The organism is Streptomyces sp. NPDC021356 (genome assembly GCF_040641015.1).
Taxonomy (GTDB): domain Bacteria; phylum Actinomycetota; class Actinomycetes; order Streptomycetales; family Streptomycetaceae; genus Streptomyces.
Window position 1 is genome coordinate 34,457 of sequence record NZ_JBFACU010000040.1, and the last position, 25,271, is coordinate 59,727.

18 protein-coding genes are annotated in these 25,271 nt (G+C 74.1%); 9 read left to right on the forward strand and 9 right to left on the reverse strand.

Features of this window, described 5'->3' with window-relative positions:
- The first annotated feature begins 186 nt into the window (after nt 1–186).
- The 6 genes from AB0G56_RS35780 to AB0G56_RS35805 all read left to right on the forward strand — a co-directional run bounded on the left by AB0G56_RS35780 (nt 187) and on the right by AB0G56_RS35805 (nt 10,034).
- On the forward strand, nt 187–3,408 hold the full coding sequence (locus AB0G56_RS35780) for an SCO5717 family growth-regulating ATPase (RefSeq protein ID WP_360978352.1): 3,222 nt from the start codon (nt 187–189) through the stop codon (nt 3,406–3,408).
- A gap of 363 nt (nt 3,409–3,771) precedes the next feature.
- A complete protein-coding gene (locus AB0G56_RS35785) occupies nt 3,772–5,691 on the forward strand; it encodes an ABC transporter substrate-binding protein (protein ID WP_360978355.1) in 1,920 nt (639 codons plus the stop codon).
- A 41-nt stretch (nt 5,692–5,732) separates the two neighbouring features.
- Nucleotides 5,733–6,884, forward strand: coding sequence for an ABC transporter permease (locus AB0G56_RS35790; protein ID WP_360978358.1), 1,152 nt, complete (start codon nt 5,733–5,735; stop codon nt 6,882–6,884).
- Entirely contained in the window at nt 6,881–7,879 is a 999-nt protein-coding gene (locus AB0G56_RS35795; protein WP_360978361.1) for an ABC transporter permease, read from the forward strand. The genes AB0G56_RS35790 and AB0G56_RS35795 overlap by 4 nt, the downstream gene beginning before the upstream one ends.
- Nucleotides 7,876–8,952 (forward strand): ABC transporter ATP-binding protein, encoded by a 1,077-nt coding sequence (locus AB0G56_RS35800; protein ID WP_360978364.1) that lies wholly within the window; start codon nt 7,876–7,878, stop codon nt 8,950–8,952. Before AB0G56_RS35795 ends, AB0G56_RS35800 begins: the two co-directional genes overlap by 4 nt.
- Nucleotides 8,949–10,034, forward strand: coding sequence for an ABC transporter ATP-binding protein (locus AB0G56_RS35805; protein WP_360978367.1), 1,086 nt, complete (start codon nt 8,949–8,951; stop codon nt 10,032–10,034). The genes AB0G56_RS35800 and AB0G56_RS35805 overlap by 4 nt, the downstream gene beginning before the upstream one ends.
- Nucleotides 10,035–10,250: 216 nt before the next feature.
- On the opposite strand, the gene AB0G56_RS35810 is transcribed toward AB0G56_RS35805, so the two are convergent.
- From AB0G56_RS35810 to rimP, 9 genes are all read right to left on the reverse strand, one after another.
- On the reverse strand, nt 10,251–11,207 hold the full coding sequence (locus AB0G56_RS35810; protein ID WP_360978370.1) for a bifunctional riboflavin kinase/FAD synthetase: 957 nt from the start codon (nt 11,205–11,207) through the stop codon (nt 10,251–10,253).
- 219 nt (nt 11,208–11,426) lie between these two features.
- The gene (locus AB0G56_RS35815) at nt 11,427–15,257 is read right to left on the reverse strand and encodes a trypsin-like peptidase domain-containing protein (protein ID WP_360978418.1); all 3,831 of its coding nucleotides are present in this window, start codon (nt 15,255–15,257) and stop codon (nt 11,427–11,429) included.
- Between the two features lie 480 nt (nt 15,258–15,737).
- On the reverse strand, nt 15,738–16,643 hold the full coding sequence (truB, locus tag AB0G56_RS35820; protein WP_360978373.1) for a tRNA pseudouridine(55) synthase TruB: 906 nt from the start codon (nt 16,641–16,643) through the stop codon (nt 15,738–15,740).
- Nucleotides 16,640–17,101 (reverse strand): 30S ribosome-binding factor RbfA, encoded by a 462-nt coding sequence (gene rbfA / locus AB0G56_RS35825; protein ID WP_360978376.1) that lies wholly within the window; start codon nt 17,099–17,101, stop codon nt 16,640–16,642. The genes truB and rbfA overlap by 4 nt, the downstream gene beginning before the upstream one ends.
- Before the next feature lie 71 nt (nt 17,102–17,172).
- Nucleotides 17,173–17,469 (reverse strand): DUF503 domain-containing protein, encoded by a 297-nt coding sequence (locus tag AB0G56_RS35830; protein ID WP_360978379.1) that lies wholly within the window; start codon nt 17,467–17,469, stop codon nt 17,173–17,175.
- Nucleotides 17,470–17,673: 204 nt separating this feature from the next.
- Nucleotides 17,674–20,760, reverse strand: coding sequence for a translation initiation factor IF-2 (gene infB / locus AB0G56_RS35835; protein ID WP_360978382.1), 3,087 nt, complete (start codon nt 20,758–20,760; stop codon nt 17,674–17,676).
- A 150-nt stretch (nt 20,761–20,910) separates the two neighbouring features.
- Nucleotides 20,911–21,207, reverse strand: a complete 297-nt coding sequence (locus AB0G56_RS35840; protein WP_360978385.1) for a YlxR family protein — start codon at nt 21,205–21,207, stop codon at nt 20,911–20,913.
- Between the two features lie 91 nt (nt 21,208–21,298).
- Nucleotides 21,299–22,285, reverse strand: coding sequence for a transcription termination factor NusA (gene nusA / locus AB0G56_RS35845; RefSeq protein ID WP_360978388.1), 987 nt, complete (start codon nt 22,283–22,285; stop codon nt 21,299–21,301).
- Nucleotides 22,286–22,287: 2 nt separating this feature from the next.
- Nucleotides 22,288–22,806, reverse strand: a complete 519-nt coding sequence (gene rimP, locus AB0G56_RS35850) for a ribosome maturation factor RimP (RefSeq protein ID WP_360978391.1) — start codon at nt 22,804–22,806, stop codon at nt 22,288–22,290.
- A gap of 199 nt (nt 22,807–23,005) precedes the next feature.
- On the opposite strand from rimP, the gene AB0G56_RS35855 reads away from it, so the two are divergent.
- The 3 genes from AB0G56_RS35855 to AB0G56_RS35865 all read left to right on the forward strand — a co-directional run bounded on the left by AB0G56_RS35855 (nt 23,006) and on the right by AB0G56_RS35865 (nt 25,149).
- Complete coding sequence (locus AB0G56_RS35855) at nt 23,006–23,623, forward strand: hypothetical protein (RefSeq protein WP_360978394.1); 618 nt, start codon at nt 23,006–23,008, stop codon at nt 23,621–23,623.
- A complete protein-coding gene (locus AB0G56_RS35860; RefSeq protein WP_360978397.1) occupies nt 23,620–24,090 on the forward strand; it encodes a ferritin-like domain-containing protein in 471 nt (156 codons plus the stop codon). The genes AB0G56_RS35855 and AB0G56_RS35860 overlap by 4 nt, the downstream gene beginning before the upstream one ends.
- A 156-nt stretch (nt 24,091–24,246) precedes the next feature.
- Nucleotides 24,247–25,149, forward strand: a complete 903-nt coding sequence (locus AB0G56_RS35865) for an aminoglycoside phosphotransferase family protein (protein ID WP_360978400.1) — start codon at nt 24,247–24,249, stop codon at nt 25,147–25,149.
- The last annotated feature ends 122 nt before the right edge of the window (nt 25,150–25,271 follow it).

The window sequence follows — 25,271 nt, forward strand, 5'->3', positions numbered from 1 at the left end:
TGCCGGGACGCCGCTCGCGGTGATTAGGCTGGGAGTGGACGCGATGCCAGTACCCGTGGACCAGGCATCGGCGGTCCGGGGGGAGCCGGTGGGATCGGACTGCCTCGAACGACTACGGACGACTCGGAACGACATGACATGGTCGCCCCGGCAGCATGAGCGTGCCCGACCACACCAGGAGGAACTGTGAGCAGCGATCGGGACGGGATCCGCGGGGGCTGGGCCACACCCGGCGATGACCAGCCCGACGCGGAATCGGCCATCGAGACGACCGGCGAGTTCACCATCGACTACGCACCACCTGCCTGGTACACGCAGAACGCCCACGGCGCTTCCGGGGAGCAGGAACCCCCGGACGGCGCGGGCCAGGCAGGCGGGGTCGCCGCATTCGGCGCTCCCGCTGCCCCCGCCGCTTCCGGTGTGCCGGAGGGGATGGTTCCGTCCGCGGATCCGGGCGGTTCGGGCGGTTCCGGCCCGGCTCCGTTCACACCTGCCGCGCCGACCACGCCTACCGCTCCTCCGCCTCCCTTCCCGCCGCCGACCGGGGAAGCGGTTCCCGGCGTACCGGCGCCCTTCACCCCTCCTCCCCCGGCGCCCGCCCCCGGTGTGCCGTCCTTCGCGCCCCCGGCCCCTCAGCCGAGCGCCCCCTTGGCGCAACCCGCGGCAGACCCGGTCGTCGTACCCGGGCTGCCGGCGGGAAGCGAGTTCGAACCGCACACACAGCCGCCGCGGCCCACACCGCAGGAGGAACAGCGGGCAGGCAGTGCGGTTCTCGGAGCCGCTGACCTCGAGAGCGGCGCCACCATGCGGTTCTCCGCCGCCTCCTTGAAGCAGGAGATCACGGCACGAGCCGCCGCGGGCGAGGAGGAGGGTCCGGGAACGGCGCGCGCACCCGGTGCCACGGACTCGCCCGAGACCGCTTCCGCACTCGCCTCCGCCTCCGCACTCGTATCCCCATCCGCATCCGCGGCAGATGACGCGCCCGCGTCGGACGGCGAGTCCGCGAACGGCGGCTCGCACCGCGGCGAATCGAAGGACGGTGGGGCGCAGGGCGGCGAGCCCGGTCCCGACGCCGTGGACGACGTGGGTACGGCATCGGATGCCGACTCCGCCGCGGACCCGGCCGGAACGGGAGCGCCGGACGCCGCACCGGCCGTCGTCACCGACGCACCGGACGCGGACGGCGACACCCCGGGCGGGACGCCGGTGGATTCCACGGCTCCGGACACTGGGTCCGGCACCGACACCCCTCCCGCCGCCACGGCAGCCGACGGACAGGACGCCGCCCCGCCGCACGACGCCGTCCCCGCGGACGCGTCGCCGCTCGCGGAACCTCAGGACGCCGCGCCTCCGGCCGCGCCGGCCGCCCCACAGAGCACCCCCGGTGCCTGGCCTCCGCCGCCCGCGCCGCAGGGCCCGGTGCCCCCGCTCCCCCCGTCCTACCAGCCGGCCGCGCCGCCGCCCGCGCCCCAGTGGCCCGCGCAGCCGCAGCCCGGGGCCGTGCCCGCACAGCCGCAGCCGCCCTTCCAGCCGCAAGCTCCACGGCCGGAGGAGGCCGCTGGTTCGCACCATCCCGGGTACGGCTTCCCGCAGCCCGGGCCTCAGCAGGCTGCCGCCCAGCAACCGCCGAGCGCCGCCCCGGCCGGGTACGGCTTCCCGCCCGCTCCGGGGGTGCCCGGCGCCCCCGTCCCGCCGGCCGCGCCGACCGGGTACGGATTCCCCCCCAACCAGCCCTCCGCACCGAGCGCGCCCACCGCACCCGTCCCTCCCGGCCAGCCCGGCCGTCCCGACGGTTACGGCTTCCCGCAGCCGCCCGTGCAGTCGGACGGTACGCAGCACCCGGGGGCGGCGCCCGCACCCGGTGCTCCGCAGCCGCCCGTCGACCCCCGCACCGGGGCCGGCTGGCCGCAGCCCGTACAGCATGACCAGCGGCAGCCGACCAACCCCGGGGTCGCGCCGCTGGGGTACACGGCGGCCGTCGAGTTGTCGTCCGACCGGCTGCTCAACAACAAGAAGCAGAAGGCGCGCAGCGGGCGGTCGGCGGTGGCCGGGGGGCGGTTCCGGATCGGGGCGAAGAAGGAGGAGGCCGAGCGGCAGCGGAAGCTGGAGCTGATCCGTACGCCGGTGCTGTCCTGCTACCGGATCGCGGTGATCAGCCTCAAGGGCGGTGTCGGCAAGACGACCACCACCACCGCCCTGGGCTCCACGCTCGCCACGGAGCGGCAGGACAAGATCCTCGCCATCGACGCCAACCCGGACGCGGGCACGCTCGGCCGCCGGGTGCGGCGGGAGACCGGGGCCACCATCCGCGACCTGGTCCAGGCGATCCCCTACCTCAACTCCTACATGGACATCCGGCGGTTCACCTCGCAGGCGCCCTCCGGTCTGGAGATCATCGCCAACGACGTCGACCCGGCCGTGTCGACGACGTTCAACGACGAGGACTACCGGCGCGCGATCGACGTGCTCGGCAACCAGTACCCGGTCATCCTGACCGACTCCGGTACGGGTCTGCTCTACAGCGCCATGCGGGGTGTGCTGGACCTCGCCGACCAGCTCATCATCATCTCCACGCCGTCGGTCGACGGCGCCAGCAGCGCCAGTACGACGCTGGACTGGCTCTCCGCGCACGGGTACGCCGATCTGGTCGCGCGGTCCCTCACCGTGATCTCGGGGGTGCGCGAGACCGGGAAGATGATCAAGGTGGAGGACATCGTCTCCCACTTCGAGACGCGTTGCCGGGGTGTCGTCGTCGTGCCGTTCGACGAGCATCTGGCGGCCGGTGCCGAGGTCGACCTCGACATGATGCGGCCGAAGGTGCGGGAGGCGTACTTCAACCTCGCGGCGATGGTCGCCGAGGACTTCGTCCGGCACCAGCAGGCGCACGGTCTGTGGACGTCCGACGGGAATCCGCCCCCGGTGGCGGCCCCGCCGATGCCCGGCCAGCCGTTGCCGCCGTACCAGCCGCTGCCGGGGCAGCCCATGCCCGGCCGGCCCATGCCCGGGCAGCCGTACACCGGTCAGCCCCAGCCTGGTCAACCCCCGGCCGGTCAGCCGTACCCCGGTCAGCCCTACCCCGGGCAGCCGGGGCAGTTCGCGCCCCCGCCGCAGCCCGGACAGCCCGGACAGCCCGGACAGGTTTACGGGCAGCAGGCCGGCCCCGCGCCCGTACCCGGGGCTCAGCCCATGCCCGGACAGCCCTACCCGCAGCCGGGCGCCGGCCCCCAGCCGGGACACTTCGGCCAGCCCGCTCAGCCCGGGCAGTTCCCGCCGCCGCCCCAGCCCCCGGCCCAGCCCGGCCAGCCCTATCCCCCGCAGCCCCCGCCGGGTCACCCCCCGGCCGGGCCGCCGCAGGCCCCGCAGGACGGTCAGGCTCCGCCGCCTCCCCCGCCCGCGCAGCAGCAGTAGGCAGCCGCACTCGCAGACGCGAAGGCCCGTTCCGTCTCCCGACGGGGCGGGCCTTCGCGCATGCGCAGGCAGAAGCGGCGGAAATCGGCCGCCACGCTCTCACCAGCGAGGCGTCAGTGGTCTCCACCAATGGGGGCCACGGAGCGGCGCATTTGTTGTTTCCGCAGGCCACATGGGGTTTGACATACCGTTGACGCGCGCAGACTGCCGCTGATAGACACACATTTCATTCCGTCGGCGTCTCCCGATCAAGCTCGTTCCAGCACCTTTACAGCTCGTTCCAGCCTGTTCACTTCTGTTCAAGCCCGCCTCGCGCGGGGCGCCCCGCGTCCCGCGCGGGCGACGACGCGAGGTCACCGAGCCATGAACACACACGATCAGCACGGCAGTGGACGTAACGGCCCCCGACCGGGGAGAACACGGTTCCTCGCCGCCGCGGGCGCCGCCGCGCTCCTCCTCGCGTCCGGGCTCGCCGCCCCCTCCGCGTCGGCCGCCCAGCCGGCCCGCACCGCCCAAGGCGCACAAGCCGCCCAGGCTGACCAGGCCGCGCAGGACAGCCAGGGCGACCAGGGCAAGAAGGTGCTCACCGTCGCCGTCGCGCAGAGCGTCGACTCGCTCAGCCCCTTCCTGGCCGTACGGCTGCTCAGCACGAGCATCCACCGGCTGATGTACGAGTACCTGACGAACTACGACCCCAAGGACAACCACGTCATCCCGGGTCTGGCCACCAAGTGGCAGTCGTCGCCGGACAAGCTGACCTGGACGTACACGATCCGCACCGACTCGAAGTGGTCGGACGGGCAGCAGGCCTCCGCCGAGGACGCGGCGTGGACGTTCAACAAGATGATGACCGACGAGGGCGCCGCCACCGCCAACGGGAGCTTCGTCGGCAACTTCGCCGAGGTGACCGCGCCCAGCCCCACCCAGCTGGTGATCCGGCTCAAGAAGCCGCAGGCCACGATGACCGCGCTCGACGTGCCGATCGTGCCCAAGCATGTCTGGGAGAAGGTCAAGGACTTCTCGAAGTTCAACAACGACAAGACCTTCCCGATCGTCGGGAACGGTCCTTTCGTGCTCACGGACTACAAGCCGGACAGCTATGTGCGACTGAAGGCCAATCAGGACTTCTGGCGGGGCGCCCCGAAGTTCGACGAACTGGTGTTCCGTTACTACAAGGACCAGGACGCCGCCGTCGCCGCGCTGCGCAAGGGCGAGGTGTCGTTCGTCGCCGGTTCGCCCTCGCTGACCCCCGCCCAGGCCGCCTCCCTCAAGGGCGACAAGGACATCCACGTCAACGACGCCCCCGGGCGCCGTTTCTACGCCCTGGCCACCAACCCGGGCGCACAGGCGAAGAACGGCACCGGGATCGGTGACGGCGACCCGTCGCTGCGGGACGAGCGGGTGCGGCACGCGCTGTTCATGGCGGTGGACCGCAAGACGATCGTCGACAAGGTGTTCCAGGGCCACGCGGTGGAGGGGCAGGGCTACGTCCCGCCGCGCTTCACGCAGTACTTCTACAAGCCGACGGCCGCTCAGGAGCTGAAGTACGACCCGGTCGAGGCGGGGCAGCTCCTCGACCAGGCCGGGTACGAGAAGAACGCCGACGGCAAGCGCGTGGGCAAGGACGGCAAGCCGCTGAACTACCGCGTCCTGTGCCACGCCACCGACCCGAACGACAAGGCGGTCGGCAAGTACCTCCAGGAGTGGTGGGGCAAGCTCGGCATCGGGATCACCCTCGACTGCCTGGACAACGTGACCGACCCGTGGCTGGCCGGCAAGTACGACCTGGCCTTCGACGGCTGGTCCGTCAACCCCGACCCGGACTTCGTGCTCTCCATCCACACCTGCGCCGCCCGCCCGCAGACCCCGAAGGACACCGGCGCCACCGACAACTTCATCTGCGACAAGACGTACGACGACCTGTACGCCCAGCAGCTCGCCGAGTACGACCCCGCCAAACGGGCGGACATCGTCAAGCGGATGGAGTCGCGGCTGTACGACCTGGGGTACATGAACGTCATGGCCTATCCGAACGCGGTCGAGGCCTACCGCACGGACCAGATCAAGTCGATCACCACCATGCCGTCCGCGGCGGGCAACATCTACGGGCAGGACGGCTACTGGAGCTGGTGGTCGGCCGTTCCCGCGGACTCCGGCGACTCCTCCGGCGGTTCGTCCTCGACCGGTGTCGTGATCGGGATCGTCGTGGGCGTCGTCGTCCTCGGCGGCCTCGCGGTGCTCTTCACCGTGCGCCGCCGCGCGACGGCCGAAGACCGTGAATAGGACGCCGACGACCGTGTCCCCGCGTACAGGTGCAGGTGCTCATGACCACTGAAGCGACATCCTCGCCGGCCGGGGGCGCCGCCGCCGGTCCGGCGGGATCCGGACCGGCGGCGGGATCAGGACCGGCGGGTTCCGGACCGGCGGCGGGATCAGGACCGGCGGGTTCCGGACCGGCGGGCGGGGGGCGGGCGGCCGGGGCGGCCCAAAGGCTCCTCGCCACCGGCTATCCGCGGTACGTGGCGGGCAAGCTGGCCGGCGCGGCCGTGTCCCTGCTCGCCGTCCTCGTCACCAGCTTCTTCCTCTTCCGGCTGATCCCGGGCGACCCGGTGAAGTTCATGACCGGCGGCCGTCCGGTCTCGGCGGAGCAGATCGCCGTCTACCGGCGGGAGTTCGGGCTCGACCTGCCGCTGTGGGAGCAGTTCACGCACTACTGCGGCAAGGCCCTCACCGGCGACCTCGGGACGTCGTACCAGTTCCGGGCGCCCGTCGTCGACAAGATCACCGAGGCGCTGCCCAACACCCTGCTGCTCACCGGCACGGCCTTCGTCCTCTACACCGCGCTGGGCGTCTTCCTCGGCACCCGCTCGGCGTGGCGGCACGGCAAGCTCGGGGACCGTGTCCACACCGGGCTGGCGCTGACGCTGTACTCCATCCCGTCGTTCTGGCTGGGGCTGCTGCTCATCATCGTCCTGTCGGTCGGCGTGGGCCCGGTCCCGGGCCTGTTCCCGACCGGCGGCATGGAGTCGGGCGGCAAGGAGGGCTTCGCCTACGTCCTCGACGTCGTCCACCATCTCGTGCTGCCGGTGGTGACGCTGGTCGCGGTCGAGTACGGGCAGACCCTGCTGGTCACCCGGTCGGCGCTGCTGGACGAGATGGGCAGCGACTATCTGACGACCGCGCGGGCGAAGGGGCTGCGCGACGATCTCGTACGGCGCCGGCACGCCGTGCCGAACGCGCTGCTGCCGACCGTGACGCTGATCTTCGTCAACCTGGGCCGGACCGTGGCCGGTGTCATCCTCGTCGAGACGGTCTTCTCCTGGCCGGGGCTCGGCGGGCTGTTCTACCAGGCGCTGAGCGTGCCCGATCTGCCGCTGGTGCAGGGGCTGTTCTTCGTCTTCGCCGCGGCGGTGATCGTGATGAACACTCTCGCCGACCTGCTGTATCCGCTGCTCGATCCGAGGGTGGGCCGATGACCGCCGAGACCACCGAAGCCGCCGAACCCGCCGGGAGCCGAGGGGGCACCGGGGACACGGGGAGCCCCGGAAGCCCCGGAAGCGCCGGGAAGAAGGCCGCGGCGCTCGGGCCCCGTGCGCTCGCCCGGCGGCGCCGCCGTGCCTCCGCCGCACGCTTCTGGAAGGAGTACCGCAAGCACCGCGCAGGCGTGTTCGGCCTCGCCGCGCTCGTGCTGTTCGCGCTCGTCGCGCTGACCGCGCCGCTGACCGTCGGGTCGGACGTGGACAGCGTGACCGACGCGCCGGGGCAGCCGTTGCAGGGCCCGAGCGGCCACTTCCCCCTCGGCACCGACCAGTTCGGGCGGAACCTGCTGGGGCTGCTCGTCTGGGGTTCGCGTGTCTCCCTGCTGGTCGGGCTGCTCGCCGCCGTGCTGTCCGTGGCGATCGGCGCGCTCATCGGGGTCACGGCGGGGCACTTCCGCGGCTGGTACGCCACGGTGATGATGCGGGTCACGGACTGGTTCCTGGTGATGCCTACCCTGGTGCTCGCCATCGCGCTCGCGACCGTCCTGTCCCGCTCCCTCGGCACGATCGTGCTGGCGATCGGCGTGACCACCTGGCCCACGACGGCCCGCCTGGTGCGGGCGCAGACGCTGGCGGTGGAGTCACGGCCGTACATCGAACGCGCGAAGGCGCTCGGCGGCGGGCACTGGCACGTCATGTCCCGGCACGTCCTGCCCAACGTCATGCCGCTGGTCCTCGCCCAGACGACCCTGATCATCTCCTCCGCGATCCTGGCCGAGGCGACGCTCGCCTTCCTCGGACTCGGGGATCCGACGGTGGTGTCCTGGGGCGGGCTGCTGCAGGACGCGCGGGAGGCGGGGGCGGTCAGCTCCGGCGACTGGTGGTACCTGGTGCCACCGGGCATCGCGATCGCCGTCGTGGCACTGGCGTTCACGCTGTGCGGGCGTGCCGTGGAAGCCGTTCTCAACCCCAGGCTGGGGGTGGCCCGTTGAGCCTCCTGGAGGTCCGGGACCTGCACGTGACGTATCCCGGCGGTGCCGCCGCCGTACGCGGCGTCGACCTGTCCCTCGGCGCGGGCGAGAAGCTCGGCATCGCGGGCGAGTCCGGCTGCGGCAAGTCCACGCTGGCGCTGTCTCTGCTGCGGCTGCTGCCCGCCGGGGCCCGTACCGGCGGGGAGATCCTGCTGGACGGCGAGGACGTGCTGGCGATGAAGTGGGGCCGGGTGCGGGCGGTGCGCTGGGCCGGGGCGTCGATCGTCTTCCAGGGCGCGATGCACTCGCTGAACGCCGTGCACCGCGTCGGCGACCAGATCGCCGAGCCGATCCTGCTGCACCGCAAGGCGAGCCCCGCCGGCGCCAGGAGGCGGGCCGGTGAGCTGCTGGAGCAGGTGGGACTGCCGGCGGCGCGCGCGTCCGCGTACCCGCACGAACTGTCCGGCGGCCAGCGGCAGCGCGTGATGATCGCGATGGCGCTGGCCTGCGACCCGCGGCTGATCATCGCCGACGAGCCCACCACCGCGCTGGACGTGATGATCCAGGCCCAGATCCTGCGCCTGATCGAGGAGTTGGTCAGCGAGCAGGACGTGGGCCTGATCATGATCAGCCACGACCTGGCCGTACTGGCCGACACCTGCGACCGGCTCGCGGTGATGTACGCCGGCCGGGTCGTCGAGGAGGGCCCGGCCCGGCAGGTCTACGAGGACGCCCGGCACCCCTACGGCAAGGCCCTGTCGGGGGCGTTCCCCCGGATCGGCGACCCGGGCTCGCGGTTCGCCCCGCGCGGTCTGCCCGGCGACCCGCCCGATCCGGCGGCGGTGCCGCCCGGGTGCGCGTTCCACCCGCGGTGCCCGGTCGCCCTGGACGTCTGCGCGACGCAGGACCAGGCACTGCGGGCGGCGGGCGCCGACCGGCGGGCGGCGTGTGTGCGCGTCGGGGCCGGGGACGGCGACGGGGAGACAACTGGCGACGCGGCGTCCGCGCAGTCCGGGCATTCCGGGCGGTCCACGCAGGAGGCGCAGTCCACGCAGGACGCGCAGGACGCGGAAGTGAGGAGCAGCACCGCATGACGACCACCCCGCCCCCGCTGCTGAGCGTCGCGGGGCTGCACGTCGCCTTCCCCGGCCGGCACGGCGCGCCGACCGCCCGGGCCGTGGACGGCGTGGACCTCGAGATCCGGCCGGGCGAGATCGTGGCACTGGTCGGTGAGTCGGGCTGCGGCAAGACGACGCTGGCCCGTTCGCTGCTCGGCCTGGTCCCGCCGACCGCGGGCCGCGTCACCTTCGACGGCGCACCGCTCGACCACTCCGCCCGCGCCTTGAAGGCGTACCGCAAGCGGGCCCAACTGGTCCTCCAGGACCCGAGCGGCTCGCTCAACCCGCGGCACACGGTGTACGACGCCGTCGCCGAGGGCCTGCGCATCCACGGGTACGCGGGCGACGAACGGGCCGCGGTGGCCGAGGCCCTGTCCCGCGCCGGGCTGCGCCCGCCGGAGCGGTTCTTCCTGCGCTATCCGCACGAGCTGTCCGGCGGCCAGCGCCAGCGGGTCGTCATCGCGGGTGCGCTGGTCCTGGAACCGGAACTGCTCGTCGCCGACGAACCGGTCGCCTCCCTCGACGCGTCCGTGCGCGGCGAGATCCTGGCGCTGCTGCTGCGGCTGCGCACCGAACTCGGCCTCTCCGCGCTGGTGGTGACCCATGACCTGGGGCTGGCCTGGAACATCGCCGACCGCGTGGCGGTGATGTATCTCGGGCGGATCGTGGAGACGGGCGACGTGGAGCAGGTGCTGACCGCGCCCCGGCACCCTTACACCCAGGCCCTGCTGTCCGTGCTGCCGGAGGCGCCCGGGGCACCGGTCGTCCTCGCCGGTGAGCCCCCGGACCCGTCCCGTATCCCCGGTGGCTGCCGCTTCCACGCCCGCTGCCAGATCCTGGCCGGCGGCGAGGCGGCACGCGCCGGTGTAGCCGACGCGTGCCGGAGTGAGGACCTGGAGATCCTGCACGGCGGCGCCGAGACCCAGGTCGCCTGCCACTGGGCCCGGGCACGGACCGAAGGGGCTGCGTCGGGAGCCGCGGACGGCGCGGGGACGGCAGCGGGAGCCGCGGACGGCGCGGGGGCGGCGACGACGGCGACGGCAGCGTCAGCGGACTGACGGACGCGGGGCACGGCCGCGCGCTCCTGCGGGACGGCCGACCGCCGGACCGCCGACCGGCTGACGCGCCGACCACCGGACTACCGGCGGACGGACTATCCGCGGACGGACTGCCGGCGGGCGGACTGCCGGGCGTCCGGTCACCGGCCCACCGGACGTCCGGCGGCCCTGCGACGCCCACCGGTCAGCCGGCCTGCGGGGCAGCCGGGCCGTGCGTCAGCGCTGCTGCTCGTCCGCCGCGATGATCTCGCGGCACTTCTTGACGTCCTCGGACATCGTCTCCAGCAGGGCGTCCAGCGAGTCGAACTTGGCCTGGCCGCGGACGAAGGCCAGGAAGTCGACGGCGACGTGCAGACCGTACAGGTCGAGGCCGACGCGGTCGATCGCGTACGCCTCGACGGTGCGCTCGGTGCCGTCGAACTGCGGGTTCGTGCCGACGGAGACGGCGGCCGGCATCACCTCGCCCTGGGCGTGGAGGTAACCGGCGTAGACGCCGTCGGCGGGGATCGCGGTGTGCGGGAGCGTCTCGACGTTGGCCGTGGGGAAGCCCAGTTCGCGGCCCCGCTGGGCACCGCGGACCACCACGCCCTCCACCCGGTGCGGGCGGCCGAGGATCTCGCGGGCGCCCGTGACGTCGCCCTCGGCGACCAGACGGCGGGTCAGCGTCGAGGAGAACGGCTCGCCGCCGCCCGCCTCACCGGTGACGTACAGGTCGACGACCTCGACCTCGAAGTCGTAGAGCTTGCCCTGCTCGACGAGGAAGTCGACGTTCCCGGCGGCCCGGTGGCCGAAGCGGAAGTTCGGGCCCTCGACGACCGCCTTGGCGTGCAGCTTGTCGACCAGCACCTTGACGACGAAGTCGGCCGGGGACAGCTGCGAGAACTCGGTGGTGAAGGGCAGGACGAGGACCGCGTCCACGCCCAGCTCGGCCATCAGCTCGGCACGGCGGTGGTGGGGAGCGAGCAGCGGCGGGTGGCTGCCGGGGCGCACGACCTCGCTGGGGTGCGGGTCGAAGGTGACGACGACGGAGGGCACGCCCAGCTCCCGGGCGCGGTTCACGGCGTGCTCGATGATGAGCTGGTGGCCGCGGTGGACTCCGTCGTACGAGCCGATGGTGACGACGCTGCGCCCCCAGTCCTGGGGGATGTCCTCCAAGCCACGCCAGCGCTGCACTGTGACCGCTCCTCGTCGAACCCGTGTCCGTGTTGCCTAGATGCCGTCGTCTAGGTCGGCTTGCTGCCTTGTCCGCAGGTCTAAGGGTGCCATGCCGCGCGTTCCGCGCCCGCATCGGCATGGACGCTGTGACCGGGCGCACGTACCTGGACGGGGTGACCGGACCACGCTCCCGCACTCCGTCCACCTGCCCCTCCTCGCGCCCCGCCCCGGACGCCGTCAGACGGGGACCACCGCCCCGGCCAGGTTCTCGATCGCGCGGCGGGCGCTGGGGCCCACGACGGCGGCCCAGTCGTACGGGGCTCCGGTGAGCCAGCCGGCCACGCGTGCGGCGAAGCCGGGGACGTGCCGGGCCAGTTCCACGAGCGCGCGGTCGAACACGGCCGCGCCCTCCGGGGTGCGGACGAGCAGCAGGCCGACCCGGTGCACGAGGTGCCCGAGATCCTCGTCGGCGTTCGGCGCGGCGGCGCGCAGCACCGCGTCGAGCACGGCCGGGTCGCTCTCGTGGGCGAGCAGGAGGTCGAGGAGTTCCCGGCGCAGCGCCCGGGAGGCCGGGAGACCTGGAGCGACCAGCATCCCGCCGAGCGCCGACCGCAGCGCTGCCGGGCAGCCGCTCTCCAGGAGCCCGCTGACCAGGGGGAACAGCACCGAACGGGCATCCGGCCCGGGGCACAGGCGCCGGTCGACGCAGGCGGCCACGGCCTCCGCGGTGTCCGGTCGCCGCGCCACCGCCTCGCGGACGACGGCGGCGACGCGGCGGGCGAGGGCGGGCGTGGTGACCTCGGTGAGGGTCCGCAGTGTCTCCCCGGCGTCGGGGCCGTGCCGCAGCCGTTCCCCGAAGGCGGCCAGGACCGTCTCGGGGTGGGTGGCGAGAGCGGGGGCCAGCGCGCTCGGCGGGAGCTGGGCGTCGCCGGTCGCGAAGTGCCGCAGGGCCTGCGGCAGATGGCGGGCGCGCGCGGCGGGGTCCGCGACTAGGAGGGCGAGCGCGTGGCCGTGCAGGGCGGTGTCGGCGGGGCGGGCGAGGACGGCGAGGGCGGCGCGGCACAGCAGTTCGCGGTCGGTCCCGGTCCGCGCGTGGGGGGCGGTGCGCAGGCCGTACTCGACCGCCGTCGTGCGGCGGTCCTGGCGTTCGTCGCACGCCCACCGGTCGACGGCCCGGCACAGCGCGGACGGTTCCTCCTCGGCGAGCGCGGTCAGCAGTTCGGCGGCCCGCGGGTGCGCACAGTCGGCAAGGGTGTCGGCGAGGTCGTCGGGGGCGCGGTGCCGGTGGGCGTAGAGCAGCGCCTGGGCGGCCGTGGCCACGGTGGCCCGCGGGGCCGCGGGCAGGGGCCGCTCGTCGTCGAACCAGCGGGTGAGGTGCGGTCCTACGGCGGCCGGGTCGGCGGTGAGGAGGCACGCGAGGGCGTCGAGGTAGCGGGGCGGGCGCGGGGCGCGTGGAGCGCGGGCCCGCGTGCCGAGAGAGGGCGCGGTCGGGGCGGCTGCGTCGGCACGGGTGAGGGATGTGCCGGGCGAGTCGGGCGAGTCGGGCGGCTCCCGGGTCGGATCGTCGGCGACGAGGAGGCGCCTGAGCAGGTCGCAGCGGTCGGTGACCGGCAGGTGCAGCGCGGTCCAGAAGGCGGGTCCGAAACCGCCGGGCACGGGCAGGCCGCACTCCCGCCAGACGCCGAGCCGGTCGGCGAGCAGCCGCAGCACACCGGCGTACGGCGCCGCGTCCGGGACGCGCAGGAGGACCGCGGCGAGCAGCCGCGACGCCCACCAGGAGTGCGGGTCGCCGTCCAGGGCGCACAGCAGTTCCTCCAGCCGGACGGCGAGCCGGCGCGTGCCGTGGTGGCGGGCCAGCAGGAGCAGGGCCTGGACGACCGGGCCGATGCGGTGGTGCGGGACGGGCCGGGGGTGGCGCGGTTCACCGGGGACGTGCCGCCGGTGGACCAGGACGCGCAGGGCTTCGTCCAGGTCGAGGTGGGCGCCCTGGATCCAGTCGGCGAGTTCCTCGTGCGCGAAGCGGTAGCCGTCGCCGGCCGGGACGAGAAGTCCCTCGGTGAGGACGGCGGACGCCCAGCCGGTGCCGCCGCCGAGACGGGCGGGGGCCGGCCCCCACGGGAACACCTCTTCGAACGTCGCCCGGTCCAGTCCGCCCGGACCGGGGCCGAGGCTGCGGCGGGCGGCCTCGTGCACCTGGCCGGAGACCTTGGCCGCGAGGCGGCGGACCGCTGTACCGCGCAGGTCGTTCTCCGCGGCGAGGCGGACCGCGACGCGCAGGCACATCAGGTCCAGGTGGGCCGCGAGGACGTCGGTACGGTCCAGGCGGGGGTGGCCGCCGGTGCCGGGCAGGGCCGCGCGCACCTCGGCCAGGAGCCGGAGGGTGAGCGGGTGCCGGGCGTCGGCCTCCGCCAGGGCGCCGTCCGGGACGCCGTACCGGGCGCGGGCCTCACGCGCCTCCTCCGGCCGCAGGTCGCCGAGGAGCAGACAGGGCGGCGGAAGGCCCGGCAGGCAGGCCCGGCCCTCCGCACCCTCATGGCCCTCCGCACCCCCGACGCCTTCCGCGCCCCCGATGCCCTCGGCACCCCCGATGCCCTGCGTACCCGGGACCTCCCCCAACCGGCCGGCGTGCTCGGCGGGGCCCGGCTCCCCGGCGCGCCCGCCCGCCTCCGATCCGGTCGGCAGATGCAGCAGATCCGGCGGGAACAACGCCCCCGCTCCCTCCCAGTACTCGTCCCGGCACGCCACCACCAGCCGCGCTCCCGTGGCACGCAGCCACCGCGCGGTCGCCCCGGTCCACTCGGCGAGCCGTCGGGCGAGGACGGCCGGCATCTCCTCGGGGCCGTCCAGCAGGACCAGCAGCGGGCGTCCGTGGGCGCGGGCGAGACGGGCGACGCGCTCCGGGGTGAGGTCGGTGAGGTCGGTCGGCAGCGGTGCCCGAGCGGCGGACACGATCCGGGCGGCGCGGTCCAGCGCCCGGCCCGCCGCGTCCGCCACCGAGGCGTCGGCGCCGTCCAGGTCGGCCCCGCGCAGCCAGAGGGTGGGCGCGGGGGCGTCTCCCCGGGCGCGGCGCCCGGCCAGCGCCGCGAGTTCGGTGGTACGGCCGCTGCCGGGCGCCCCCACGAGGCCCAGCACGGCGGCCGGGCCGTGCCCGAACGCCTCCAGCTCCCGCAGCACGCCGGCCCGTTCGACCGGCCCCCGGGGCCGGCCGCTCGCCGGGCCCGGCCGGACGGTCACCGGGCCGGACCCGGCGGCCGGCGGGCTGGACACTGCCGTCACCGGACCGGTCAGGACGGTGGCCGAGCCCGCCAGGACGGTAGCCGGTCCCCCCGGGACGGCTTCCGAGCCCACCGAAGCGGCCCCGGGCCCCGTCAGGACGGTCGCCGGGGCGGACGCGTGGTCCGGCAGGGCGCCGCGGGGCGCGTCCTGCGCCACGGAGGTGGCCGTCAGTTCCAGAACGCCCGCCACGTTGAGATCGGGGCCGTAGGCGGGCACGGTGGCCGCGTTGCGGGCGAGCAGCTCGGTCAGGGGGCCGTCGTCGAACGGCAGCGGCACGGCGAACCCGGCGCCCCCGGTGCCGGAGCGCAGCGCCGTGCCGAGGACGCCGACCACGGCGCCGGTCTCCAGGTCGAGCACCGGTCCCCCCGCCGCCCCACCGCCCGGCCGGAGCGCGTCGCGGCCAGCCGTGCCGATGGCCAGTTCGAGGACGCCGGGCAGGAGATGGAAGCGGTCCGCGGCCGGGTAGGTCACGGCGGTCGTGCCCAGTACGCGGGCCTCGCGCCAGCCCCCGGCGGGGAACCGTACGTACTGTCCCGTCCGCACCCGGCCGCGCACCGACACGGGCAGCGGGGGCACGTCCAGGCCCTCGGTCCGTACGAGGGCGAGGCCCAGCCCGGGCAGCGAGGTCACCGCGGCGGAGGTCACCACGCAGGAGCGGTCGTCCGCGCCCGGGGTGTGCAGCACGAGGCGGGTGAGGCCGTCGACGGCCTCGTGGCTGGTGATCACCGTGCCCCGGTGGTCGGCGGCGAAGCCGGTGCCGCGGGGGCGCCCCGCCGGGTCGCGGACGCACACCAGGGCGCCCTCCAGGAGGCGGTCGCGGGCCCCGGCCGTGGCCAGGTGGACCGATCGGCGGGCCGCCGCCGCGCCGTACGGGTCGGCGCACGCCGGTGCCCTCAGGGCGGGCCGACCGCCGCCGCTCCCGACGGCGGGGGCATCGGCGGGCGTCTCGGCGGCCGGCCGGCTCCCCCGGCCGTGCGCGGCCGTCGGCCGCGGGGCCCCTGCTCCCATGGTCGGACCTCCCCGCCGTGCCGTCGTGCAGCCTGTCCAGGCTCTGCCCTGACTCGACGGTAGGCACGGAACGATCAGCCGGGAAGATCGTGAGGCGAACGCGCCCCCCTGCGCTCCCTCCGTTCACTCCGAGCGCCTGCACGGTCGGGTGAATAGCCGGGGGTCGCCGGATACACCCTAGGAGTGGGGGAACCGAGGGGGGACCGTGGAGCGGCGGCCGGGGAACACCCCGTGTCCGCCGCCGCCGCTCCACGGGCGACCGGGTCAGCCGAAGACTGCCAGGCTCTTGGCCTTGCCCCGCTGGTCCTCCACCAGCGCGAGGAAGCGTCCCTCGGGGTCGAAGACGGCGACGGGGCCCGCGCCCGCGTACTCCTCGGGCATCTCCAGGCGCACGCCGTTGGTGAGCAGCCGGGCCCGCCGGGTGTCGACGTCCCAGCGGGGGAAGGCAGCGGTGGCGGCGTCGGCGACCGGCATGACGGTCAGCTCCTGCTGGAGCTGGTCGAGCGTCCTTGCGGCGTCCAGCTTGTAGGGGCCCACGCGGGTGCGCCGCAGCGCCGTGAGGTGGCCGCCGACACCGAGGTCGGCGCCCAGGTCGCGGGCGAGGGCGCGGATGTAGGTGCCCGAGGAGCAGACCACCGAGACGACCAGGTCGAGCACGGGGGTGCCGTCCTCGGCGACGGCCTCGCGCACGTCGTACACCTGGAAGGAGGAGATGGTCACCGGCCGGGCCGGGATCTCGAACTCCTCGCCCTCGCGGGCCCGCTTGTACGACCGCACGCCGTTGATCTTGATGGCGCTGACCTTGGACGGCACCTGCATGATGTCGCCGGTCAGCTTGGCCACGGCGATGTCGACGGCCTCGCGGGTGACCCCTGAGGCATCGGCGCAGGAGGTGATCTCCCCTTCGGCGTCGTCGGTGAGCGTGTTCTGGCCGAGCCGGACGGTGCCGACGTACTCCTTCTCGGTCAGGGCGAGGTGCCCGAGGAGCTTGGTGGCTTTCTCCACGCCGAGGACGAGGACCCCGGTCGCCATGGGGTCGAGGGTGCCGGCGTGGCCGACGCGGCGGGTCTTCGCGATCCCGCGCATCTTGGCCACGACGTCGTGCGAGGTGAAGCCCGACGGCTTGTCGACGATGACGAGGCCGTCGGGCGGGGTGGGCTTGCTGGTCATTCGGTGCTGTCGTCCGTCTCGTCGGCGTCGTCCTCGGAGCCCGGCTTGCGGTACGGGTCCGCGCCGGCGGCGTAAGCGGCGCCCGCGGACGCCTCCCGCACCTTGGCGTCGGACTGGCGTGCCTTGTCGAGCAGGTCCTCGATGGTCCGGGCGGTGTCCGGGAGGGCGTCCGCGACGAAGGTGAGGGTCGGGGTGAACTTCACCCCGGCCGCCCGGCCGACCTCGGAGCGCAGGATGCCCTTGGCGCTCTCCAGCCCGGCCGCCGCGGCCGCGCGCTCCTCGTCGTCGCCGTAGACCGTGTAGAAGACGGTCGCCTCCCGCAGGTCGCCCGTGACCCTGGTGTCCGTGATGGTGACGTGCGAGCCGAGCCGCGGGTCCTTGATCCCGCGCTGCAGCTTCTGGGCCACCACCTCTCGGATGAGGTCCGCCAGCCTTTTCGCCCGCGCGTTGTCGGCCACTGGTCCGTCTCCCGTTCTTTTCTCTTCTACGTTCTGTGGTGTGGTGCCATGTGGTGCGCTCCGCCGCGCCGCTAGCCGTCGTCCTCGCCGTGGAAGCGCCGCCTGACGGACAGCAGCTCCACTTCGGGACGCCCGGCGACCAGCCGCTCGCACCGGTCCAGTACGTCGGTCAGGTGTGTCGCGTCGCCCGAGACCGCGGCGAGGCCGATGACGGCTCGCCGGTGGAGGTTCATGTGGTCCACCTCGGCCACGCTCACCGCGTACTTGCGCTGGAGCTCGGCGACGATCGGGCGGACGACGGAGCGCTTCTCCTTCAGCGAGTGGACGTCGCCGAGGAGGAGGTCGAAGGACAGAGTCCCCACGTACATGTGTGTCCGGGTTGCCCGCCGGTACGGGGTCGATGGTCCTGCCTTCGATACGGGCAGGGACATCAAGAACGGTACCCCGAACCCGGCGGAGGCTCGACGGGGTTTCCCTCCCGCCCGGCCGGAGCGGTGCGCAGCGGGGCCCGACACGGCGCACCGGCCGACGGGAAGCAGTCCCGTCGGCCGGTGCGCGCGCTGCGTGGGGTGTTACACCCGCGGCTTCTCGCGCATCTCGTACGTCGCGATGACGTCGTCGACCTTGATGTCGTTGAAGTTTCCGAGGTTGATACCGCCCTCGAAGCCTTCGCGGATCTCGGTGACGTCGTCCTTGAAGCGACGCAGGCCCTCGATGTTGAGGTTCTCCGCGATGACCTTGCCATCGCGCAGGAGCCGGGCCTTGGTGTTGCGCTTGACCTCGCCGGAGCGGATGAGGACACCCGCGATGTTGCCCAGCTTGGACGACTTGAAGACCTCGCGGATCTCCGCCGTGCCCAGCTCGACCTCTTCGTACTCCGGCTTGAGCATGCCCTTGAGGGCCGCCTCGATCTCCTCGATCGCCTGGTAGATGACCGAGTAGTACCGGACGTCCACACCTTCGCGCTCGGCCATCTGCTGCGCACGGCCGACCGCGCGCACGTTGAAGCCGATCACGATGGCGTCGGAGCCCATCGCCAGGTCGATGTCGGACTCCGTGACCGCACCGACGCCGCGGTGCAGGACGCGGATGTCGACCTCTTCGCCGACGTCCAGCTGGAGCAGCGAGGACTCGAGGGCCTCGACGGAACCGGAAGCATCACCCTTGATGATCAGGTTCAGCTGCTGGACCTCGCCGGCCTTGAGCACCTTGTCCAGGTCCTCCAGGGACACGCGGCGCGTGCGCTTGGCGAACGCGGCGTTGCGCTCACGGGCTGCGCGCTTCTCCGCGATCTGGCGGGCCGTACGGTCCTCCTCCACCACGATGAAGTTGTCACCCGCACCCGGGACGTTGGTCAGGCCCAGGACCTGGACCGGCGTCGACGGGCCGGCCTCGGCGACGTTGTTGCCGTTGTCGTCGAGCATGGCGCGCACGCGGCCGTAGGCGTCGCCCACCACCATCGTGTCGCCGACCCGCAGGGTGCCTCGCTGGACGAGGACCGTCGCCACGGCACCGCGGCCGCGGTCGAGACGGGACTCGATCGAGATGCCCTGCGCGTCCTGGTTCGGGTTGGCCCGCAGGTCGAGCGAGGCGTCGGCGGTCAGGACGACCGCTTCCAGCAGGTTGTCGATGTGCAGACCCTGCTTGGCGGAGATGTCGACGAACATGGTGTCGCCGCCGTACTCCTCGGCCACCAGGCCGTACTCGGTCAGCTGACCGCGCACCTTGGTCGGGTCCGCGCCCTCGACGTCGATCTTGTTGACCGCGACGACGATCGGCACGTCGGCCGCCTTGGCGTGGTTGAGCGCCTCGACCGTCTGCGGCATGACGCCGTCGTTGGCCGCGACGACCAGGATCGCGATGTCCGTCGACTTCGCACCACGGGCACGCATGGCGGTGAACGCCTCGTGACCCGGGGTGTCGATGAAGGTGATCGCGCGGTCCTCGCCGTTGACCTCGGTCGCGACCTGGTAGGCACCGATGTGCTGGGTGATGCCGCCGGCCTCGCCCGCGATGACGTTCGTCTTGCGGATGGCGTCGAGCAGTCGGGTCTTGCCGTGGTCGACGTGACCCATGACGGTGACCACCGGCGGGCGGACGACCAGGTCCTCCTCGGTGCCCTCGTCCTCGCCGAACTCCAGGTCGAAGGACTCGAGCAGCTCGCGGTCCTCCTCCTCGGGGCTGACGATCTGGACGTTGTAGTTCATCTCGCCGGCCAGGAGCTGCAGCGTCTCGTCGGAGACGGACTGCGTGGCCGTGACCATCTCGCCCAGGTTCATCATGACCGCGACGAGCGACGCCGGGTTGGCGTTGATCTTCTCGGCGAAGTCGGTGAGCGACGCGCCGCGGGAGAGACGGATGGTCTCGCCGTTGCCGCGCGGCAGCATCACGCCGCCGACGCTCGGGGCCTGCATGGCCTCGTACTCCTGGCGCCGCTGCCGCTTCGACTTGCGGCCACGACGCGCCGGACCGCCGGGACGGCCGAAGGCACCCTGCGTGCCGCCACGGCCACCGGGACCGCCCGGACGACCGCCGAAGCCGGGACGGCCACCGCCGCCACCGAAGCCGCCGCCACCGGGGCCACCGCCACCGGGACGACCGGCGAAGCCGCCGCCGCCACCGGGACGACCGCCGCCGCCACCGCCCGGACGGCCGGCGAAGCCGCCGCCACCGGGACGACCGGCACCGCCGGGACGACCCGCACCGCCCGGACCGCGGCCGCCGGGGCCACCGCCGGGACGCGGGCCGGCAGCGGGACGCTGCGGCATCATGCCGGGGTTCGGACGCGGGCCGCCGGGACGGGGACCGCCCGGACCGCCCTGCGGACGGGGCATCGAGCCCGGGGTCGGGCGCGGACCGCCCGGAGCCTGCGGACGCGGACCGCCGCCCTGGGCGCCGGCCCCCTGCGGACGGGGACCGCCGCCGGGAGCGCCGGGGCCGCCGGGCCGCTGGCCCTGCGGACGGGGCGCCTGCGGGCGCGCCATACCGGTGGAGCCACCGGAGGTGAAGGGGTTGTTGCCCGGACGCGGACCGGCCGGACGGGCGCCCGGACGCGCGGCCTGGCCGCCGGGACGCGCGGCGCCCTGGCCCGGACGGGCCTGACCCTGGCCACCGCCGGCGGGACGACCGCCGCCGGGCTTGGGAGCACCGGGACGGGCGCCACCGGGGCGCGGGCCCTGGGAGGCGGCCGGGGACGGAGCCGGGGCCGACGGCGGAGCGGTGAACTCCGGCGCGGCCGGCGCGGCCGGGGCCGGACGCGGGGCGGGCTTGGGACCCGGCACCGGACGCGGGCCGGGAGCGGCCGGCGCGGGGGCCGAGGGGGCCGAGGGCTGCTGCGCCGCGGCGGGCTTGGGGGCGGCCGGCGGCTTGGGCGCAGCCGGACGGTCCCCCACTGGCTTAACGCCGTGGGAGGGGCCCCCAGCCTGCGCCGGGGAGGGCGCCGGGGGCCTGGGGGCGGCCTTCTTCGGGGCACCCGGCTTGGCGGACCTGCCGCTGCCGTTGCCCTGCTGGAAGGCGTCAGTCAGTTTGCGTACTACGGGCGCCTCGATCGTCGAGGATGCCGATCGGACGAATTCACCGAGTTCCTGGAGCTTGGCCATGACGACCTTGCTCTCCACACCGAACTCCTTGGCGAGTTCGTATACCCGGACCTTAGCCACTTCGCTCCTTTGAGGTCCGGGTTGCGGCCGGACCGTCGCTAGTTCATGGGCGTACTCATCGCGTACTCATCGAGTGCTCATCGCAATCTCGACCTGCTTTCGACTCGCGAGGTACCAGGCCGCACGGAGGCTTCCGTACGACATGTCTTCCTACCGTGTTGCCTGTTCGGCAACTGTTGTCCGCTCGACGTGCCGGCGCAACGCCTTTGTGTCGAGCGCTCCCGGGGCGCGCAACGCCCGCGTGAACGCCCGGCGGCGTACCGCCTGGTCGAGACAGACCAGGGCGGGGTGTACGTACGCACCCCGGCCGGGCAGCGTACCGCGAGGATCAGGGGCGCACTCGCCCTCGATCGCCACGGTCCGCAGCAGATCCGTCTTGGCCGCTCGTTCCCGGCACCCCACACAGGTGCGCTCAGGGCATGCTCGGGCCCGCGTCCGGCCAGACACCCTCAAGTCTACCTCCCCGCGCACACCTCACCCCTTTGGGGCAGGAATCGAACGGCCTGTTGTCGTGTTCGCAGCGCTGTGCGGTCCGGATCTATTCCCCGGCCTGCTCGGTGTCCGGCCGGATGTCGATGCGCCAGCCGGTGAGGCGGGCGGCGAGGCGGGCGTTCTGGCCCTCCTTGCCGATCGCCAGGGAGAGCTGGTAGTCCGGCACGGTCACGCGGGCGGAGCGGGCCGCCAGGTCCACGACCTCCACCTTGGAGACGCGGGCCGGGGAGAGCGCGTTCGCCACCATCTCGGCCGGGTCGTCCGACCAGTCGACGATGTCGATCTTCTCGCCGTTCAGCTCGCCCATGACGCTGCGCACCCGGCCGCCCATGGGGCCGATGCAGGCACCCTTGGCGTTCAGGCCCGAACGGGTGGACCGCACCGCGATCTTCGTACGGTGACCGGCCTCACGGGCGATCGCCGAGATCTCGACGGAGCCGTCCGCGATCTCCGGCACCTCCAGGGCGAAAAGCTTCTTCACCAGGTTCGGGTGCGTACGCGAAAGGGTGACGGAGGGACCGCGCACGCCCTTGGCCACCCGGACGACGTACGACCGCAGGCGCATGCCGTGCGGGTACGTCTCGCCGGGCACCTGCTCCTGCACCGGCAGGATGGCCTCCAGCCTGCCGATGTCCACGAGGACGTTCTTCGGGTCGCGGCCCTGCTGGACCACGCCGGTGACGATGTCGCCCTCGCGGCCGGCGTACTCGCCGAGCGTCGCGTCGTCCTCGGCGTCGCGCAGCCGCTGCAGGATGACCTGCTTGGCAGTGGTGGCGGCGATACGGCCGAAGCCGGACGGGGTGTCGTCGAACTCGCGGGCCTCCTGGCCCTCCTCGAGGTCCTCGGGGTCCTCCTTCGCCCACACGGTCACGTGGCCGGTCTGCCGGTTCAGCTCCACGCGCGCGTGGCGGCGGCTTCCCTCGGTGCGGTGGTAGGCGATGAGGAGGGCCGACTCGATCGCCTCGACCAGCAGGTCGAAGGAGATCTCCTTCTCCCGCACCAAGCCCCGCAGGGCGCTCATGTCGATGTCCACGGCTACGCCTCCTCCTCTTCCTTCATGTCCTTCTTGACCTTGTCGTCCTTGCGGCTGAACTCGACCTGCACGCGCGCCCTGACGACGTCCGGGAAGGCGACGCGGCGGGCCGTGGGCCTGCGGCCCTTGACCCCCGGCACTTCGAGGTCGAGTCCTTCCTCGTCGACGGCGACGATCCTGGCCACCAGTTCGCCGCCCTCGGACAGCTGGAACTTCACCAGGCGGCCCGTGGCGCGCACGTAGTGGCGGTGCTGCGCAAGGAGGCGCTCGGCGCCCGGGGTACCGACCTCGAGGGTGTACTCCCCGTCGCCCATCGCGTCCGTCTCGTCGAGCTTCGCCGAGAGCGCGCGGCTCACATCGGCGATCGCGTCCAGGTCCGCTCCGGTGTCGGAGTCGACGACGACGCGCAGCACCCGCTTGCGTCCTACGGAGTCCACGGCGATCTCTTCGAGATCCAGTCCCTCGGAGGTGACGAGCGGTTCCAGCAGTTCCCGCAGCCTCTCGCTCTGGGTGGTGCTCATCCGGGTGACTCCTCGGCCGCGTGTGCTGTTGTGGGACGGTTCGCGTGTCTGGTCAAAGGGTATCCGGTCGCAGGGGGTGTTGCGGTCCACCTGGGCGAGGGTGGTGCCGCTGAGTCGTGCCCGGGGCACGCGCGGGTACGGTGATCACGGGCGAGCCGCCCCTCCCGCTTCCGTACGTACGCACCCGAGGACGTCTGCCGTGCCGTTCCCCTCACCCTCGCGGGCCCCCTCGGGCCCGCGCAGAAGGAGTCTGCTCGCCTCGGCGGCGGGAGCCGCCCTGATCGCCGGGGGCTCCGCCTGCTCCGCCGGGAGCGACGGCTCCGGGTCCGTCAGCGGCGGCCCCTCGCTCGCCGACCGGGTCCGCGCCGCCGCGGCACGCGACAGCCAGGGGCTGGTGCGGCGTTACGACGCCGTCCTCGCCGCGCATCCGTCGCTGGCCGGACGGCTGGGGCCGCTGCGGGCGGAGATTGTGCGGCACGTGGCGGCCTTCGGCGGTACGGACCGCTCCTCCCCCTCCGCCACGGGCTCCCCGGACGCCCCGGCCGGCTCCGGAACGCCGCCGACGGCCACGGCGACGGACGCCGTCAGGGCGGCAGCGGGAGCGACCGGGCCGGCCGCTCCTCCTGGTCCCGCCGGGGCCACCGTCCCGGCGAGCGAGAAGGACGCGCGCGCGGGGCTCGCCGCCGCGGAGCGGTCGCTCGCCGACCGCCGCACCGAGACGCTGCTCCAGGTGCCCGGCGAACTGGCGCGGCTGCTGGCCTCGGTGGCGGCGGCCGGGGCGGCGCACGCGTACCTGCTGACGGAGGGAGACAAGTGAGCCGGGCGACGGCGGACCGGGAGGTCCGCGCCCTCCAGGCGGCGCTGGCCGCGGAGCACGCGACGGTGTACGGCTACGGCGTCGTGGGCGGCCGGATCGGCGGACAGCGGCGCGGCCAGGCCCGGTCCGCGTACGACGCCCACCGGGCACGCCGCGACGCCCTGGTCCGCCAGGTCCGGGACCTGGGCGGCAGCCCGGTCGCCGCGGCGGCGGGGTACGCGCTGCCGTTCCCCGTGCCGGACTCGGCCGCCGCGGTGCGCTTCGCGGCCGAACTGGAGGACCGGGTGGCCGGGGTCTACTCCGACCTGGTGCGGGCCTCGGCCGGGCAGCGCAGGCGGGACGCGGCCGGGGCGCTGCGCGAGGCGGCGGTCCGGGCGGCGCGCTGGCGCGGGGGGAGCGTAGCCTTCCCGGGGCTCGCCGAACGCGCCGGTACCGACGGGAGCCCGTCGGCGACCCCGAGGGCGTAGCGCGGCAGGCGCCCGGCGGCGGGGCCGGCCCGGCGTCCGCCCAGGACGCGCGGAGATCGGCCGCTGAGAGCACGCGGACCACGGAGACCGGGGAACGCGCCCGAACGCATCGGCACCACCCGAACCATCCACCGCGCAGGAAGGAAACACTCGCGCATGGCTTTCGAACCGCCGCGCCGTCTGGTGCGGGCGCTCGGCGAGACGGCACCGGACGGTGACGACTGGCTGGAGCAACTGCCCGCGCTGGCCGAACAGGCTGTAGCGCTGCGCGAGTTGAGCGTCGAGCGGGTGCAGGTGCCCGGAGGGCGCAGCAGCCTGGTGGTGCTGGTCCGGACGGCGCAGGGGACGCCGGCCGTACTGAAGCTCGCCCCGCCCCGGGCCCGGCCCGAGAGCGAGCGGGCGGCGCTCGCGCACTGGGGCGGCCGTGGTGCCGTACAGCTGCTGGAGCCGGCCGGGACGGGCGAGGGGGTGCTGCTGCTGGAGCGGCTGCATCCGGACGTGTCGGTGCGTTCGCTGCCCGAGGCACGCGCGCTGCTGGAGGCCGCGGGCACGCTGCGGCGCCTGTGGGTGGAGCCGCCCGACGCGCACCCGTTCGAGACGGTCGCGGGGCGGACGGCGCGGCAGGCGGAGGCGATGCGGGCGAGCGCGGAGCGCGACGCGGAGGTGGCGCCGCTGGTCGAGGCGGCGCTCGCGGCTCGCGAGGGGCTGCTGGCGGCGCCGCCCGAACAGCGGTTGCTGCACGGCACCTTCCGGCAGAGCAAGGTGCTCGCCGGGGACCGGATGCCGTGGCTGGCCGTGGGGCCGGATCCGGTGGTCGGCGAGGTCGCGTTCGATCTGGCGCGGCTGGTCCGCGACCGGGTGGAGGACCTGATCGCCTCGCCGTCCGGGCCGGCCATCACGCGGCGCCGGATCAAACGGCTGGCGGAGTCACTGGAGGTGGACCGGGAGCGGCTGGGCGGCTGGACCCTGTTCCGCGCCGTGGAGTCGGGTGTGCGGGCACGCCGGGTGGGCCGCCACCAGGACGCCGAACTGCTCCTGGAGTTCGCCGGCTGGCTCTGACCCGGCGAACACGCTCAGGGGCGTCGCAGCGGCCCTTCGGCACTGGCGGCGTCCGGGCACCGTGACCGCGCGGGGCGGCCGCCCCGCCGGGACGGGTCAGGCCCCTCCCGGGTGCGGGCGGG

Bases quoted from the DNA above. Each gene is read 5' to 3' on its own strand.
- AB0G56_RS35785 (WP_360978355.1), top strand. From the start codon at position 3,772: ATGAACACACACGATCAGCACGGCAGTGGACGTAACGGCCCCCGACCG.
- AB0G56_RS35795 (WP_360978361.1), top strand. From the start codon at position 6,881: ATGACCGCCGAGACCACCGAAGCCGCCGAACCCGCCGGGAGCCGAGGG.
- AB0G56_RS35865 (WP_360978400.1), top strand. From the start codon at position 24,247: ATGGCTTTCGAACCGCCGCGCCGTCTGGTGCGGGCGCTCGGCGAGACG.
- AB0G56_RS35805 (WP_360978367.1), top strand. From the start codon at position 8,949: ATGACGACCACCCCGCCCCCGCTGCTGAGCGTCGCGGGGCTGCACGTC.
- truB (WP_360978373.1), bottom strand. From the start codon at position 16,643: ATGACCAGCAAGCCCACCCCGCCCGACGGCCTCGTCATCGTCGACAAG.
- AB0G56_RS35830 (WP_360978379.1), bottom strand. From the start codon at position 17,469: ATGTACGTGGGGACTCTGTCCTTCGACCTCCTCCTCGGCGACGTCCAC.
- rimP (WP_360978391.1), bottom strand. From the start codon at position 22,806: ATGAGCACCACCCAGAGCGAGAGGCTGCGGGAACTGCTGGAACCGCTC.
- AB0G56_RS35790 (WP_360978358.1), top strand. From the start codon at position 5,733: ATGACCACTGAAGCGACATCCTCGCCGGCCGGGGGCGCCGCCGCCGGT.